General features: G+C 49.0%; 17 protein-coding genes. 9 read left to right on the forward strand and 8 right to left on the reverse strand.

All coding sequences use genetic code 11. The annotated features are described in order from the left end of the window. Positions 1–63: 63 nt before the first annotated feature. From PVOR_RS18350 to pxpB, 3 genes are read right to left on the reverse strand one after another with little or no spacing between them, the layout of a single operon-like run. Entirely contained in the window at positions 64–819 is a 756-nt protein-coding gene (locus PVOR_RS18350) for a LamB/YcsF family protein (protein WP_006210933.1), read from the reverse strand. Then, the gene (locus PVOR_RS18355; RefSeq protein ID WP_006210934.1) at positions 755–1,825 is read right to left on the reverse strand and encodes a biotin-dependent carboxyltransferase family protein; all 1,071 of its coding nucleotides are present in this window, start codon (positions 1,823–1,825) and stop codon (positions 755–757) included. The genes PVOR_RS18350 and PVOR_RS18355 overlap by 65 nt, the downstream gene beginning before the upstream one ends. After that, complete coding sequence (gene pxpB / locus PVOR_RS18360) at positions 1,816–2,541, reverse strand: 5-oxoprolinase subunit PxpB (RefSeq protein WP_006210935.1); 726 nt, start codon at positions 2,539–2,541, stop codon at positions 1,816–1,818. The genes PVOR_RS18355 and pxpB overlap by 10 nt, the downstream gene beginning before the upstream one ends. 42 nt (positions 2,542–2,583) lie before the next feature. Here pxpB and PVOR_RS32610 point away from each other — a divergent pair, with 42 nt between their 5' ends. Then, on the forward strand, positions 2,584–2,718 hold the full coding sequence (locus PVOR_RS32610) for a hypothetical protein (RefSeq protein ID WP_268741800.1): 135 nt from the start codon (positions 2,584–2,586) through the stop codon (positions 2,716–2,718). Positions 2,719–2,774: 56 nt separating this feature from the next. Then, positions 2,775–2,951 (forward strand): hypothetical protein, encoded by a 177-nt coding sequence (locus tag PVOR_RS31060; protein ID WP_006210936.1) that lies wholly within the window; start codon positions 2,775–2,777, stop codon positions 2,949–2,951. A 173-nt stretch (positions 2,952–3,124) separates the two neighbouring features. Here the strand turns inward: PVOR_RS31060 and PVOR_RS18365 are convergent, their stop codons facing one another. From PVOR_RS18365 to PVOR_RS18380, 4 genes are all read right to left on the reverse strand, one after another. After that, complete coding sequence (locus PVOR_RS18365; protein WP_006210938.1) at positions 3,125–3,628, reverse strand: hypothetical protein; 504 nt, start codon at positions 3,626–3,628, stop codon at positions 3,125–3,127. A gap of 68 nt (positions 3,629–3,696) precedes the next feature. Then, the gene (locus tag PVOR_RS18370; protein WP_006210939.1) at positions 3,697–4,428 is read right to left on the reverse strand and encodes a metallophosphoesterase family protein; all 732 of its coding nucleotides are present in this window, start codon (positions 4,426–4,428) and stop codon (positions 3,697–3,699) included. Between the two features lie 31 nt (positions 4,429–4,459). Beyond that, positions 4,460–5,080, reverse strand: a complete 621-nt coding sequence (yqeK, locus tag PVOR_RS18375) for a bis(5'-nucleosyl)-tetraphosphatase (symmetrical) YqeK (protein ID WP_006210940.1) — start codon at positions 5,078–5,080, stop codon at positions 4,460–4,462. A 277-nt stretch (positions 5,081–5,357) separates the two neighbouring features. Further along, on the reverse strand, positions 5,358–5,780 hold the full coding sequence (locus PVOR_RS18380; RefSeq protein WP_006210941.1) for a CBS domain-containing protein: 423 nt from the start codon (positions 5,778–5,780) through the stop codon (positions 5,358–5,360). A gap of 202 nt (positions 5,781–5,982) precedes the next feature. Here PVOR_RS18380 and PVOR_RS32615 point away from each other — a divergent pair, with 202 nt between their 5' ends. The 4 genes from PVOR_RS32615 (at position 5,983) to PVOR_RS18395 (ending at position 9,123) form a co-directional block, all read left to right on the forward strand. Further along, complete coding sequence (locus tag PVOR_RS32615) at positions 5,983–6,537, forward strand: ABC transporter substrate-binding protein (protein ID WP_268741801.1); 555 nt, start codon at positions 5,983–5,985, stop codon at positions 6,535–6,537. A 13-nt stretch (positions 6,538–6,550) separates the two neighbouring features. Then, positions 6,551–7,240, forward strand: coding sequence for an extracellular solute-binding protein (locus tag PVOR_RS32620; protein ID WP_268741802.1), 690 nt, complete (start codon positions 6,551–6,553; stop codon positions 7,238–7,240). Positions 7,241–7,324: 84 nt separating this feature from the next. Next, entirely contained in the window at positions 7,325–8,284 is a 960-nt protein-coding gene (locus tag PVOR_RS18390; protein WP_006210942.1) for a carbohydrate ABC transporter permease, read from the forward strand. A 17-nt stretch (positions 8,285–8,301) separates the two neighbouring features. After that, positions 8,302–9,123, forward strand: a complete 822-nt coding sequence (locus PVOR_RS18395) for a carbohydrate ABC transporter permease (protein WP_006210943.1) — start codon at positions 8,302–8,304, stop codon at positions 9,121–9,123. Positions 9,124–9,201: 78 nt separating this feature from the next. On the opposite strand, the gene PVOR_RS18400 is transcribed toward PVOR_RS18395, so the two are convergent. After that, positions 9,202–10,782 (reverse strand): MDR family MFS transporter, encoded by a 1,581-nt coding sequence (locus PVOR_RS18400; protein ID WP_006210944.1) that lies wholly within the window; start codon positions 10,780–10,782, stop codon positions 9,202–9,204. Between the two features lie 349 nt (positions 10,783–11,131). Here PVOR_RS18400 and PVOR_RS33060 point away from each other — a divergent pair, with 349 nt between their 5' ends. The 3 genes from PVOR_RS33060 to PVOR_RS18410 all read left to right on the forward strand — a co-directional run bounded on the left by PVOR_RS33060 (position 11,132) and on the right by PVOR_RS18410 (position 13,913). Beyond that, entirely contained in the window at positions 11,132–11,290 is a 159-nt protein-coding gene (locus PVOR_RS33060; protein WP_419144517.1) for a hypothetical protein, read from the forward strand. 142 nt (positions 11,291–11,432) lie between these two features. Continuing rightward, positions 11,433–12,662, forward strand: a complete 1,230-nt coding sequence (locus tag PVOR_RS18405; protein ID WP_006210946.1) for an aminopeptidase — start codon at positions 11,433–11,435, stop codon at positions 12,660–12,662. A gap of 300 nt (positions 12,663–12,962) precedes the next feature. Continuing rightward, entirely contained in the window at positions 12,963–13,913 is a 951-nt protein-coding gene (locus PVOR_RS18410; protein ID WP_006210947.1) for a glycoside hydrolase family 43 protein, read from the forward strand. The last annotated feature ends 56 nt before the right edge of the window (positions 13,914–13,969 follow it).

The raw sequence follows: 13,969 nt of genomic DNA on the forward strand, positions 1-13,969 counted from the left end.
TCTCCTGTGCTTGATTTATGTATGCTTGCTTGATCATTTTCCCAACAAGTTGATTGAAGTATATCATATGGATTGCACGCTTATACCCTCGGCTTCAAGCCGTGATCGCAAAGTCCTCGCGAACAGGGATGAATGTGCGCCGTCTCCGTGAATGCAGATCGTATCTGCGGAGATCGGGATAACCTTGCCCGTCTGGCTTATAACCTCTTTATCTTTGACCATCCGAATCACATGTGAGACTGAAGCTTCCGCATCGGTAATTATGGCTTCCGGCCAATTTCTCGGCGTGAGCGTGCCATCATCCTGATAGGTCCGATCTGCAAATACTTCACTTGCCGTGCGAAGTCCGGCAGCAGCCCCTGCCGCGACCAGCTCGCTGCCTGCCAATCCGTACAGGATAAGAGACGAATCAATCCGGTGGATAGCGGATGCAATAGCATCAGCAAGGGGTCTTGAGGCCGCTGCCATATTATAGAGAGCGCCGTGAGGCTTCACATGCTTCAGTTGACCGCCCTCCTGTATCGTAAAAGCCATCAGCGCTCCAACCTGGTAGGTCACCATATCATAGGCTTCGGCAGGAGAAATCTCCATTCTCCTTCTTCCGAAGCCGACCAGATCAGGCAAGCCTGGATGCGCTCCGATCGCGATACCGCCCGCGATGGCCTGACGCACCGTTGCCCGCATCACGGATGGATCGCCTGCATGAAATCCGCAGGCGATATTAACCGAAGTAATGCTGCCAAGCAGCTCGGAATCATTGCCAATTCGGTAAGCGCCGAAGCTCTCTCCCATATCGCAGTTCAGATCCACACGAACCAATGTTAGCACGCTCCTTTAATTTAAGCTTAATCATAGCTTCCGTCATCCGAAGCTCACGAATGTAATCCGTATAGAGCCGTTCTGCTTCTGCTAAGGTAATTTCCTTAAAGCGGATCATGCCGCCAGGCGGCAGCTGGGCAATTAACGGAACATCCACAGAAGCAACCTGGGCGATCTTAGGATAGCCTCCAAGCGTTTGGCGATCCGCCATCAGAACAATCGGCTGACCATCCGCAGGCACCTGCACCGTGCCTATGGATACCGGTTCGGATACATACTCCTTCTCTTGACTTAACCGCAGCAGCGGACCGGACAACCGGTAGCCCATGCGGTCCGATTGCGGAGTTATGCGGAAGGAATTCTGGAACAAAGCCAGCTTGCTGCTGCTGTCAAAATCATCATACTGGCGACCTCTCAGCACACGCACTACAGTCTCTTGATCGTTGATTGAATACAAGTCCGCAGAGACGGACCATTTTACAGTGAGAAAGGTGCCTGCCTCATCATAAGGAAACCCTGATGAGACCCGAGGTAGACGCGAGGGATGGGCATTCAGCACATCCCCCCTCTGCAGCGGTCTTCCCTCAAAGCCGCCAATTTCGGCTCGCAAATATGTACTGTAGCTGTCCATTACCATGGGAACCTCGAACCCGCCAGAAACGGCCAAATAGGCGCGGCAGCCGGATAATCGCTGTTGAAAGCTCAGGACACTGCCCGCTTTGATGTATACGGGACGCCACATAGGCACCCTCGTACCCTGGATCGCTGGCGACATATCTCCGCCAGTAATTGCAACCCACATATCGCTTTGGAATTCTACCGCAAATCCAGACCATGTAATCTCAAGAACTGCGGCTCCATCCTCATTACCAACGAGTACATTGGCGACCCGATAGGCGAAGCCATCCATGACTCCTCCCGCGCTGATGCCGTATCTTCCATAACCGTATCTTCCGGCATCCTGAAGCGTAACGAGCAATCCCGGCTTAATTACCGTCAAACCCATAAGCTCACTTCCCTTATCCGTTCATATTCCTCTGTTTCAATGGGCCTAAACCGGATATATTGTCCAGCCTTCAACAAGCTTGGCGGCTGTGCTCCCGGACGAAACAACGCAAGCGGTGTCCTGCCGATCAGCTGCCATCCACCGGGCGTCTCGATCGGGTATATCCCGGTTTGATTGCCTGCAATGCCCACAGATCCAGGCGGAATTCGCAGCCGGGGTGTCTTTTTGCGCGGCGTTGCGATAGTGTCCGGTATTCCTCCGACATAGGGGAAGCCTGGCGCAAATCCGATTGCATAGATCAGATAATCCTGGCCGGAATGAATCCGGATAACCTCCTCGGGTGTGAGCCGATTCTTATCAGCCACAAGCTCCAGATCCGGACCGTGTTTACCCCCATAGCAAACCGGAATTTCAACAACGTCAGGCACCGCACTTGCCTTCTCTGCTTCGTCAGCCACCATCCTTTGCTCCAGCATCGAGCAGATATACGCATATACGGTATCAAACTCGTCAGGTTTGTTAATTCTATGGAATTCATAGTAAATCGCAACACTGGTAAACGATGGAATGCACTCGACGAATCCCGGGAACGGATTCTCTTCGATACATCTCGCCGCAGCTGTGACCTCCCGATGTATGTTCTCGCTCACCCAGCTTTCGAATTGGATAAGGACTGCCGAATCTCCCAAAGGGAAGAACGAATAAGACCTGCTCATCATGACATTCTCCGTTCCGAATATACTGCCTGATACAGATAAATGAATCGAATGATTACTCCTATGATAGCAGAGAAACGAGCATTCTTTGAACATGAAATAAATAAAATCGCAGCTGGTTATAAAAAAGCACGTAACGCAGCTAAACGCCAGGAAAAGATGCTGTTTTCTGTATAAAATTAGGACATTGTTGGCAGAATACAGAAGTCATTCTCGATAAAGGAGGTGCCAAGATGAGCGAAACCAACCATAACGGTAACCAACCAACAAAAGCCGAAGTGCAAACCACGAAATTGAACAAAATGCCGGTTCCAGGTGAATTCGACACCGAGTTTTCTGCTGAAGAAGCTGCAGAAGTGTTTGAACAGCAGCAGCCACACGCTGAGAACAACTCCGAGAACCAACAATAATACATGTCGAAGACCTCACGGGCGATCCAATGGTCGTTGTGAGGTCTTTTTTTTTATATTCGCCCATCGTTAACGATCAAATGATATATGTATCCATTTCCTGAAGCTTTTTTTGGACAAGCTTGATCCATTGACCTTCCGGATCTGCCAGAACCGTGCTCCAGGACAACTCCTCAGCAGACCTCTAAATTTTTTGCCTGGTCATCAACATAGATAGTGGATTTGCCTTCATCCAGTTTGGATGCAACGATATGATAGATCGGAAGATCCGGCTTGCAGCATCCCTCATCGCTAGAAATCGTCACGCTGGCAAGATAAGGCCTAATGGGATCAAGCAGCATCTGGAGCCATTCTGACCTGTGATTGCTGAGGAGATGAATATCGGTTTGCACAGACCACTCAGGGACTAGATCAAATGCCGGCATTGTGTGCAGATTATTAAATAATATCGTCTTCAATTCCTTCGGTTCCACAGGACAATACCCAGCTAGCCAATTCCAGAAAGCTTCTTCACTCATTTGACCTGTCCATAACGGTTTACGTATCTCGGTTGCAAACAACAACTTCAATTCGCCAAACGTAATTCCATCCTCACGGGTCGTATCATGCCAGAATGCGGGTGAGAAATTGGTGATTAATACCCCAGCAACATCCAGTACCAGCTGCGTCTTCTTCATTTTCCATCCCCTTGGAATCTATTCGTATGGATTTCTATCGTAGACTTCTTCAATCAATTCCCTCTAATTCATAACCGCTTGACTTGATATCGACCTGTTCGAATCTCAAGAATATAATCTTCAGGAGAGGGCATTCCCGATTGAATGGCATCCTGCACGGCCTGCTCAATATTGTAGGGAACACGTATAAATTGAATGTTCAAGGGTGCCGGGATACCACTCTCATAGCTTCCATCCAGAATAACATACGAGGCTTCCGGCATTTCAAGGGGATTGCCTACGCTGCCGGTATTAAACAGCGTTCTGCCTTCCAGATGCTGGTGGAACGCATTGTGGATATCCCCGTAACCGGCGACATCTGCTATTCTAGCGCTCCCACATAACGCGGAGCTGTGAAAAAGGGTGGCCCGCTTCTCCTGTTCGTGCCACGGCTGTATCCGCTCATACACACTGCGGGGAGACGCATGAAATAATCGGATCCATTTGCCGCTCATCATGAACTCGATAGTATAAGGCAGACTGGAAAGATACTGCAGCCTCTCTGTTCCAAGTTTATGCTGCTGCCATTGCAGGGCCGGATCATCGGTTTCCTTGCCAATAAAATCATCCCAGTTGCCCTTGATCACCTGCTGGCAATGGGTTCTTATCATATCAACTGCGGTATCTCCGTCCGGGCCTTTACCAATCAAGTCACCCAAGCAATAGATGGCATCTACTCTACGCTGCTGAATATCCTCCAGAACGGCCTCCAGTGCAGGAATGTTGCCATGAATGTCGGAGATCAATGCAATCTGCGTCATGAACCCGCCTCCAAACTTCATTTATTTCCGATTACTTTAAACGAATAGCATCCCTTAAATCATAATATGCGTCTTGCAGCCACGGATGGACTACCGCAAGCGATTCACGCTGATTCCATAAGTGCTGAATATATTGAAATGCTGCATGATCAAGCGAAATATGTAATTGCTCGGTTATATCCCTTAAGTACGGAGGACTCCCCGTCTGGTCCCATTCAATCTTATCAGCGACAAACAGCACCTTGTCTAGCAGTGAAGCCTCAGCTTTCAAGGTAGTATGACAGCCGACTGCACTCCATATTTCAGGATCGGTCATTCCAAACAGATCCCTGGCCATGTAAGACGAAATTTTCTGATGAATGATCATGGGAAATTGCTGTTCTTCAGGCAATACATCCAGCCCGACCTCGCGGGATACCTGAATGCGGACATGGTTCGGGAAAATGGCGCTGATATCATGCAGATACCCGGCATATTCAGCAGCGACCGGATCTGCGTCATAAAGAACGGCAATTCTGCGGGCTTCATCCCCCACCTTCAGCACATGCTCCGCCGTTTTTGGACAATGATGCTCCCGCAGAAAGCGATACACATCATCTCTCAGGTTTCCGGTCAATTCGTGCACCCGAAGCTCATCGTAGCTGTTGATCATCAAAAACACTCCTTTTCCATACCCTATCATTTTATAATGAGAATGGTTTGAAGCCATTATACAAGAAAGTCAAAGAAAGGGGGAATATCCATTCCATGCATCGTCTTCCAATCTTCTCGGGGTTACCGCTGCAGGTATAAATTGTTATTCTAAGAATTACAAATCCGCACATTGGAAAGGAGGCCATTATACATTAGAGGGCAGCTCGCTGTATTCGCCACAAAAAAAAGCAGCCCGTGGGCTGCTATATTCCGAGATGACGTTGATTTAACAAGGCTTAATGCGTCTGCTCTGAAATTTGGCTGAGTGCATCGCCTGCTTCATTTACAAAGATATTCACTTTTGCCAAATCGCCAATAGCAACCATACCCACCAATTCCCCTTGATCCACGATGGGAATCCGGCGGATCTGATGTTCTGCCATCGTTCGGGACAGCTCGTGCACATCCGTATCCGGAGAGGCACTCACAACATTCGTTGTCATACAGTGCTGACACGTCACGGTGTTGATATCCTTGGAATCAGCCACCGATTTAATGACGATATCCCGGTCCGTAATCATCCCCACAACATTCTTTCCTTCACAGACGGGCACAGAACCACAGTTGATGTCTCGCATAATTTGGGCTGCTGTGGATACAGAATCCTGAGGCGTGCATACTTTTACATTCGAGCTCATAATATCTCTTGCCGTTGTCATCTTGTCCTTCACTTCCTACTCCATATTTTTGGTCAATCTTTGATATTGTCTCCATGCGCTATGCAATTATTCCTTTATATGGAATGTTTCAATTTTTAGTCTATTGTTTATTATCTTAATCATATATTTTTACTCACGCGAGCTTGGTAACTGAATAAGATTTAAGCATGACTGATTTCACCACGTTAGGAGGCTGACGATAGTGAACACACGCAGGATGGTTAGCTTAGGGTTACTTATTCTTATCTTGTTAATCAGCGGTTGCGCGGGAACAACTTCAAGCGAAAAAACGAAAACGCTTACACTCTGGTATTGGAACCGAAGCCTGGACGACGAGCTGATCAAATCCGTCGAGCAAAAGTTTCCGGGTATCCGTATCAATGCCCAAAAAATCGGAGGCGATTTCAAATCCAAGCTCAAAACAACGCTGGCTGCCGGTTCCGGAGGACCGGACATCGTTGCTTTTAACGACTGGGTGGCAGAGCTGTTTACCAGCTCGGATCGCTTCTATGATCTGTATGAGCTTGGTGCCAAGGAAATCGAGCCCGATTTCCTCGATTGGAAATGGAAGCTTGGCGTTACCCCGGAAGGTTCCATGATAGCGCTTCCGATCGATACGGGGCCAACTGCCCTCTATTATCGGGCGGATTTGTTCGAGGAAGCCGGTCTGCCGTCCGAACCTGATGATGTGTATGCACAGCTAAACACCTGGGATCAATATTTCGAGGCAGGGCTGAAACTGCAAGAGCTATTTTGACAATAAAGTAAAAATGCTCGACAACATCACCAACATCTACACTCAGATTAATGCCCAGTCTGACCATATATATTTTGCCGAGGATGGGTCATTTATCGGTGAGTCACCTGAGTCCTCGATGAAGACGGCTTGGGATACAGCAGTTACAGCATCACAGATGAAACTGAGTGCCAATACCACCACCTCCTCCTCTGAATGGAATGCCGCCATGAACAATGGACGAATCGCTTCCTTTGTCGGTGCGGTATGGATGAAGGAGATTCTAATGCAGGCAGCACCGGATACAAGCGGCAAATGGAAGGTAGCACGCGCACCGGGTGGAGACGGCAACAATGGCGGTTCCTTCCTGGCCATCATGAAGACCAGTAAATATCCGCAAGAGGCGTTTGATGTCATGAAGTATATTCAGAATCCGGAGAATCAGGTTCAATCCTTCAAGAAAATCAATCTCTTTCCTTCCGCCACGGAAGCACTGGACGCCCCTGTGATGAAGGAAACCGAAGAATTTTTCGGAAATCAGGCCACAGGTGAAGTATTCTCGGAATCTGCACGCAACGTCAAACCTGCTTACTTCGGCGGGAAATACGCAAATTTAAACGGCATTGTCAATCGAGAGCTTTCTTCCGTTGCACTTGAGGGCAAAAATCCCGATAAAGCATGGAAGGATGCGCTGGCAAGGGTCAAAAAAGAATTGCTGCGCTGAATCTTCGTGCCGGTGTTCAACCCATTGCAACCCTCGATTGCTATGAGTACTTAAATACCAACCGCTACAGGAGGTTACAGTACGATGGACAATCCACTGCTGAATCATACACCCGTGGAACACAAACCTGTTCCGAAGAAATCAAAGTCACAGGACCGGTTATCTGCTCAAATATGGAAACATCGCAAGGAATATCTGGCGATCTCCCCTTTTTACATCTTGTTTGCCATTTTCGGATTGTTCCCGATCGCCTTCTCCATGTTTCTGTCCTTTCAAAAGTGGGATGGCATCGGTGAGATGACCTTTAACGGCCTCAATAACTATCAATTCATGTTAACCGATCCTGAATTCTGGAGAGCTGTGGGCAACACGCTGCTCATCTGGATCTACTCCACGATACCGATGCTATTTATTGCGTTAGTTGTTGCTTTCCTTCTCAATGCATCGTATGTGCGGTTCCGCACATTTTTCCGGATCGGGTATTTCCTGCCGAACGTCACGTCTCTCGTCGCTGTTGCCATTGTATTCGGCACGGTATTCTCCAACAACTACGGTCTGCTCAACTATATACTGTCTCTGTTCGGCCTGGACTCCGTGGAGTGGCTGAACAAAACATGGGGCATCCAGCTTGCCATTTCGGTGATGGTCATCTGGAGATGGGCGGGGTATAACGCCATTATTTATCTCGCCGGATTGCAGAGCATTCCCACGGTTCTGTACGAGGCAGCCAAGATCGACGGAGCTTCAGGCATACAATCCTTTTTCAAAATCACCATTCCGAATTTAAGACCGATCATTCTCTTTACGGTTATTACATCAACGATCGGCGGCATGCAGATTTTTACCGAACCACAAGTGCTTGTCGGGAATGACGGCGGCGTAAGCGGCGGCGGTTTGACAATCGTTCTGTATTTATACCGTGAAGCCTTCGTCAATAACTATTTCGGATATGGCGCTGCTGTCGGCTGGGGTATGTTCGTGCTCATTGCCCTCTTTTCCATCGTGAACTGGAAAATGGTGCAGGGCAATCCTTCCAATGACTGATAATGGGGGTGAATCGTATGTTCAAATGGAAATCCATTCTGCTGCATCTCGGATTAATCGCCGGACTGCTCTTGTCAATCTTTCCCTTCTACTGGCTGCTTGTTATGGCGACACGCACCACTTCGGATATTTACAGCTTTCCTCCTAAATTATGGTTCGGTCCCCACTTGTTAGATAACGTGTCCAGGGTACTCAGCAGCATCGACTTTTTCGGGGCCTTCTGGAACACCCTGTTCGTAGCTGCTGCGTGCACACTTCTGGTGTTGTTCTTTGATTCCCTGGCTGGTTTTACGTTTGCTAAATTCCAATTTCCGGGCAAAAAATGGCTGTTCGTCCTGCTGCTCGCCACCATGATGGCCCCGGCCCAGCTATCTCTGGTGCCATCGTTTGTTATCATGGCCGAGTTTGGATGGGTGGGCTCTTACAAAGCTTTGATTATTCCGGGAATGGTAAACGCTTTCGGGATCTTCTGGATCAGACAGTATGCGCAGGAGTCGGTTCCATCGGAGCTGCTGGATGCCGGTAAAATCGATGGCTGCGGATTCTTCCGCCTGTACTGGAATATATCGCTGCCTATTCTGCGGCCTGCTCTTTCATTCCTGGCCGCCTTCACGTTTATCGGCGTGTGGAATGATTATCTCTGGCCACTCATCATTCTGAACGATGAGAGTAAATTCACTTTACAGGTTGCACTCTCCTCATTGAACGGAATCTACACCACCGACTACTCGATGGTTATTGCCGGCACCCTTCTCGCCGTCATTCCGCTGATCGTCATGTTCCTGTTTATCAGCAAGCAATTCATTTCAGATATTGCGGCAGGCGCCATTAAGAGCTAATAGCAACAGAGCTGCCTGATCGGCTGAACACCGGCAGGCAGCTCTTATCATATGATGAACTACGGCGAAGCTATCTTGTTATGGAACCAAGACCAGCTTCTCCCGATCCTGGGATTCTTCGACTTCCTCTGCCGAATCAACGACAGCCTCCTTCACCTCTGCGGATTCATCCAGCTTCTTGCGTCCCATAAACGTTGCGGCAAGAAGCGCTAACGCGGCAGGAGCAATAGCCCAGGCGAACGTTGCAGCTATGGAGGATGCCAGTGAGTCCGATATCGGTTTTAACAGCTCCGCCGGAATCAGCGCACGAGTCTCCGGTGCCAACAGCGCGTGGGGATCCTGCAGATTAAATCCCTCAGGAAGGTGACCGTTGTTCGCTCCGCCCGATGTTAAGGAACCCGCAAAAGAGCGGCTCTGTATCAACCCAAACACCGTTATCCCAATCGTCATACCGAGCGACCGCGTGAAATTGAAGGTCGAGGTGGCCATGCCGCGCTGTTTATAAGACAAGCCATGCATCACAGCGGTTCCCAGCACAGAGAACGAGCCCCCGATGCCAAGCCCAATTAGCACCATGTATAAGGTGACGATCAGCCGGCTTGATTCCGCCGTCAGCGTCGAGGCGAGCACCATGCCCCCCGTGAACAGGACCAGTGTTGGAATCATGATGTTTCGATAAGATATTCTGCTCATCAGAAAACCGCTCACCGTAGCTGTTATGACGGAGCCCAGCATCATCGGCAGCAGAACGAGACCCGAGTTGGTTGCGCTTCCCCCAAGTACGCCTTGGATAAAGATCGGTATATATACGGAAGCCACGATAAACGATCCGCCACTGAATAAACCGCATAACACACTGGACGTATAGAGTTTATTCTTAAACAGGCTGAATGATATGATTGGCTCCCTTGCCCTTCTCTCGGCTAGAACAAAAACAACCAGCATAACGGCAGCAGCAGCGAGCAAGGAAATCAAAATCCAGGAATCCCATGCCAATTGCTTGCCGCCAAGCTCCAGTGCAAACATGAAGCAAATAACGCCTGTCAGGAGAGTGGTTGCTCCCATCCAATCAATTGGTTGTTTGGAACGCTCATGCGACTCCTTGTAGAACAGCGTGACCATCATGAAAGCCACGATTCCAATGGGCAAATTGATATAGAACACCCACTGCCAGGTGATGTGATCCGTAATGTATGCCCCTGCCAGCGGGCCAAATATACTCGATAACCCGAACACAGCTCCGAACAAACCTGTAAGCTTGCCGCGCTTCTCAAGCGGAACCGTATCAAACATAATGGCGAATGCAATCGGAATGAGTGCCCCGCCGCCGATTCCTTGCACCGCACGATACAGCGCCAGTTCCGTAATGGAGCTTGCCGTTCCGCACAGCACGGAGCCCAGCATAAATACAATCATCCCGAATACAAAAAACTTTTTGCGCCCATACATATCGGACAGCTTTCCGAAGATCGGCATTCCTGCCAGTTCAGCGACCATATAAGCGGAGGTCACCCATACGAAATGATCGAGTCCGCCGAGCTCTCCCACGATATTTCCCATGGCCGTCGCTACAATCGTATTGTCCATGGAAGCCATCAGGATGGCGAGCAGCAGCCCGGCAAGCACGATGGGCAGTTTGTTAACTTGATTCGTTTTCACGTTTCTCAAACACTCCTTCTCAGTACGTTTCCTTATTTACTAAAGTCAGTGTAATCCAGAATGTATGACAGCTGATTGTCACACTTTTGCACGGGAATTCTATTTATATAAATTGTTCAGAGAACCCCCTATCCTTAAAGCACAGGCAGCTCGTAGCGATAATCTGGTTATCTAATTTAAGTAGGGAGATACACATGGAATGAAGATCAGCGAATTATCACAACACAGTCATGTCCATGCGCTCCATCCGGCACTATGAGCAAAAAAGACTGCTGGAAGCCGACAGACTGGACAATGATTACCGCGATTTTAACGCGCATCCGCGATCGAACGGGTCAAGATGATTCCATTGTACTTGAAGCTCGGTCTGACCACAGATCAAATACGGGTATTACTCCGCGGTGAGGTGGCTTCGCCCGATGCTTACGAATACTGCGAGGAAATGCTCTCCTTCTACGAGGCAAAGTTAAACAATGTGGACAGTCAGATTGCTCACTGCATGAATTGAAACATCTGCTTCGGAGACAAATCTCCCTTACTCTGGACAAGAAAAAGAGGCAATTGCCGATAATCGCCATCATCCATTTGTTTAGTGTCTACTGTTAACGTGATAGAATAAAGTGTACATCTGAAATGGAGGACATCTACATATGGACAATTTCGAGAAAAATCTGGAGAAATACGCGGAGCTGGTCATTAAAGTGGGCGTAAACGTTCAGCCAGGTCAAGTTCTAATCGTCAATGCGCCCATTGAAACCGTAGATTTGACCCGCCACATCGTAGCCAAGGCATATGATGCGGGCGCCAAATATGTGCAAGTCGATTGGGAAGACGAGAAAATCACCCGAATTCGTTATGAGAAGGCACCTGACGATTCCTTCGGGTATTATCCACAGTGGCAGGCAGATGCCATGCAGCAGCTTGCCGAAGGCGGAGGTGCCATTCTGCGCATTAAGGTACCGGATCCTGAGCTGTTCCGTGGAATTGACTCAGCCAAAGTATCTACGGCTGTAAAAGCTGCCGCTGTAGCCAGCGAGAAATACCAGGATTATGTGCGCAACAACAAAATCAGCTGGTCGCTCATTAAGGCGCCTACGCGTGCATGGGCTAATAAAGTGTTTGCAGACCTCCCTGAAGAAGAGCGGGTTCCAGCCATGTGGGAGGCCGTATTCCAGATGACCCGTGTCGGAAACGACGATCCGGTAGCAGCCTGGCGCGATCATATAGCTCAACTGAAGCTGCGACAAAATCACATGAACGCAAAGCGCTACAAGAGCTTTCACTACCGCGCACCGGGAACCGATTTGCGTGTTGATATGCCGGAGAGATATCTATGGCTCGGCGGCGGCGATGAGAACGAAGTCGGCGTATATTTTGTTGCCAATATGCCAACAGAAGAGATCTATACGATGCCGCACCGTACAGGCGTGAACGGTACCGTAACCAGTACGCTTCCACTCAATCTGAATGGCCGATTGGTTGAAGGCATCAAGCTTACCTTCAAGGACGGCAAGGTAGTCGAGTATGAAGCCGAATCCGGACGGGAGCATCTCACAACACTGCTCGACACGGACGAGGGTGCATCCTATCTCGGGGAAATGGCGCTCGTTCCGCATGACTCGCCGATCTCTCAACTGAATCGGGTGTTCTATAACACCGGGATTGATGAGAATGCCTCCTGTCACTTTGCACTTGGCAGCGCCTATCCGGTCAATATAGAGGGCGGTACCAAGCTGAGCAAGGAGGAACTGCTGGCTCGTGGAGCCAATGTCAGCTTGACGCATGTCGATTTCATGATCGGGTCTGCTGAGCTCGACATTGATGGCGAGCTGGCGGACGGCACGGTTGAGCCAGTATTCCGCGGCGGACGCTGGGTCTGATTACGATTGGAATACAAACACGAAACAAAGCCCTGCGAGGTTCGCGGGGCTTTGTTTGTATATAGAAGACTAGACCTGAATCTTCTGTATTCCACAGCCAATATTCAGTTGAACAGGCGGGTCGATCTTGTCATAGAATTTGTACTTTACTTATACTGGAAGCGCTTTTATAATTTATAATAACATAAATCGATTTATACTAACATGAAATAAATTTCAAACAAATCGGAGGTGATTTATTCTAGAAGTGTTTCACGGATTCGTTCTCTCTAATTCAGATTGAAAGGAAGGATATAACGAATGAACAAGAAGAGAAAATGGCTTACTTCGCTTGTGCTTGCCATTGGGTTGTGCGTCACGGGCGCACAGTCGGCATTCGGCGCTTTCTGGAACCTTAGCGGTGATATTGTCGTTCACGATCCAACGATCATCAAGGAAGGGAATACATGGTACACCTTCTCAACAGGACAGGGCATTCAGCTGCTGAAATCCAGCAACGGCACGAACTGGACCAGGGCCAATCAGGTATTTTCCTCTCCGCTTTCCTGGTGGAAGACCTATGTACCGAATCAGAGCACGAATGATCTCTGGGCACCCGATATTGAATATTTCAACGGTCGTTACTGGCTCTATTATTCGATCTCGTCCTTCGGGTCCAACACATCCGCCATCGGCTTGACTTCGACAACCAGCATCACCTCAGGCAATTGGCGCGACGACGGTCTGGTTACACGGACGACATCATCTAACAACTATAATGCAATCGATCCCACCCTGACGATTGACAAGGACGGTAACCCTTGGCTCGCCTACGGTTCGTTCTGGAGCGGACTGAAGCTGACACGCGTGGATGCAAGCACGATGAAACCGACAGGCACGCTTTATTCCATTGCCTCACGTCCTAACAACGGCGGTGCCGTAGAAGCGCCAACGATCATCTACCGAAACGGTTACTATTATCTGTTTGCCTCCTTTGATTCCTGCTGTCAGGGCGTGAACAGCACTTATAAAATCGCTTATGGCCGTTCTGCCAATATCACGGGCCCTTACGTAGACAAGAACGGAACCAGCATGATGAACGGCGGCGGCACGATCATGGACAGCGGCAATGCCGTCTGGAAGGGGCCCGGACACCAAGATGTGTATAACAACATCATCATTAGACATGCTTATGACGCAACGGACAACGGTACGCCGAAGCTGCTCATCAATGACCTGAACTGGGACGCCCAGGGCTGGCCTACTTATTGAAGGTAAAGGGACAGAGCGTTTAATCATTGGATAAAAAAATAACCTGCAAGAGCGCA

This window comes from Paenibacillus vortex V453, assembly GCF_000193415.1.
GTDB lineage: Bacteria > Bacillota > Bacilli > Paenibacillales > Paenibacillaceae > Paenibacillus_AQ > Paenibacillus_AQ glucanolyticus.

Bases quoted from the DNA above. Each gene is read 5' to 3' on its own strand.
- PVOR_RS18405 (WP_006210946.1), top strand. From the start codon at position 11,433: ATGGACAATTTCGAGAAAAATCTGGAGAAATACGCGGAGCTGGTCATT.
- pxpB (WP_006210935.1), bottom strand. From the start codon at position 2,541: ATGAGCAGGTCTTATTCGTTCTTCCCTTTGGGAGATTCGGCAGTCCTT.
- PVOR_RS18380 (WP_006210941.1), bottom strand. From the start codon at position 5,780: ATGACAACGGCAAGAGATATTATGAGCTCGAATGTAAAAGTATGCACG.
- PVOR_RS18410 (WP_006210947.1), top strand. From the start codon at position 12,963: ATGAACAAGAAGAGAAAATGGCTTACTTCGCTTGTGCTTGCCATTGGG.
- PVOR_RS18355 (WP_006210934.1), bottom strand. From the start codon at position 1,825: ATGGGTTTGACGGTAATTAAGCCGGGATTGCTCGTTACGCTTCAGGAT.
- PVOR_RS18370 (WP_006210939.1), bottom strand. From the start codon at position 4,428: ATGACGCAGATTGCATTGATCTCCGACATTCATGGCAACATTCCTGCA.
- PVOR_RS18365 (WP_006210938.1), bottom strand. From the start codon at position 3,628: ATGAAGAAGACGCAGCTGGTACTGGATGTTGCTGGGGTATTAATCACC.
- PVOR_RS32620 (WP_268741802.1), top strand. From the start codon at position 6,551: ATGCTCGACAACATCACCAACATCTACACTCAGATTAATGCCCAGTCT.
- PVOR_RS32610 (WP_268741800.1), top strand. From the start codon at position 2,584: ATGAATCGAATGATTACTCCTATGATAGCAGAGAAACGAGCATTCTTT.
- PVOR_RS31060 (WP_006210936.1), top strand. From the start codon at position 2,775: ATGAGCGAAACCAACCATAACGGTAACCAACCAACAAAAGCCGAAGTG.
- yqeK (WP_006210940.1), bottom strand. From the start codon at position 5,080: ATGATCAACAGCTACGATGAGCTTCGGGTGCACGAATTGACCGGAAAC.
- PVOR_RS18395 (WP_006210943.1), top strand. From the start codon at position 8,302: ATGTTCAAATGGAAATCCATTCTGCTGCATCTCGGATTAATCGCCGGA.
- PVOR_RS18390 (WP_006210942.1), top strand. From the start codon at position 7,325: ATGGACAATCCACTGCTGAATCATACACCCGTGGAACACAAACCTGTT.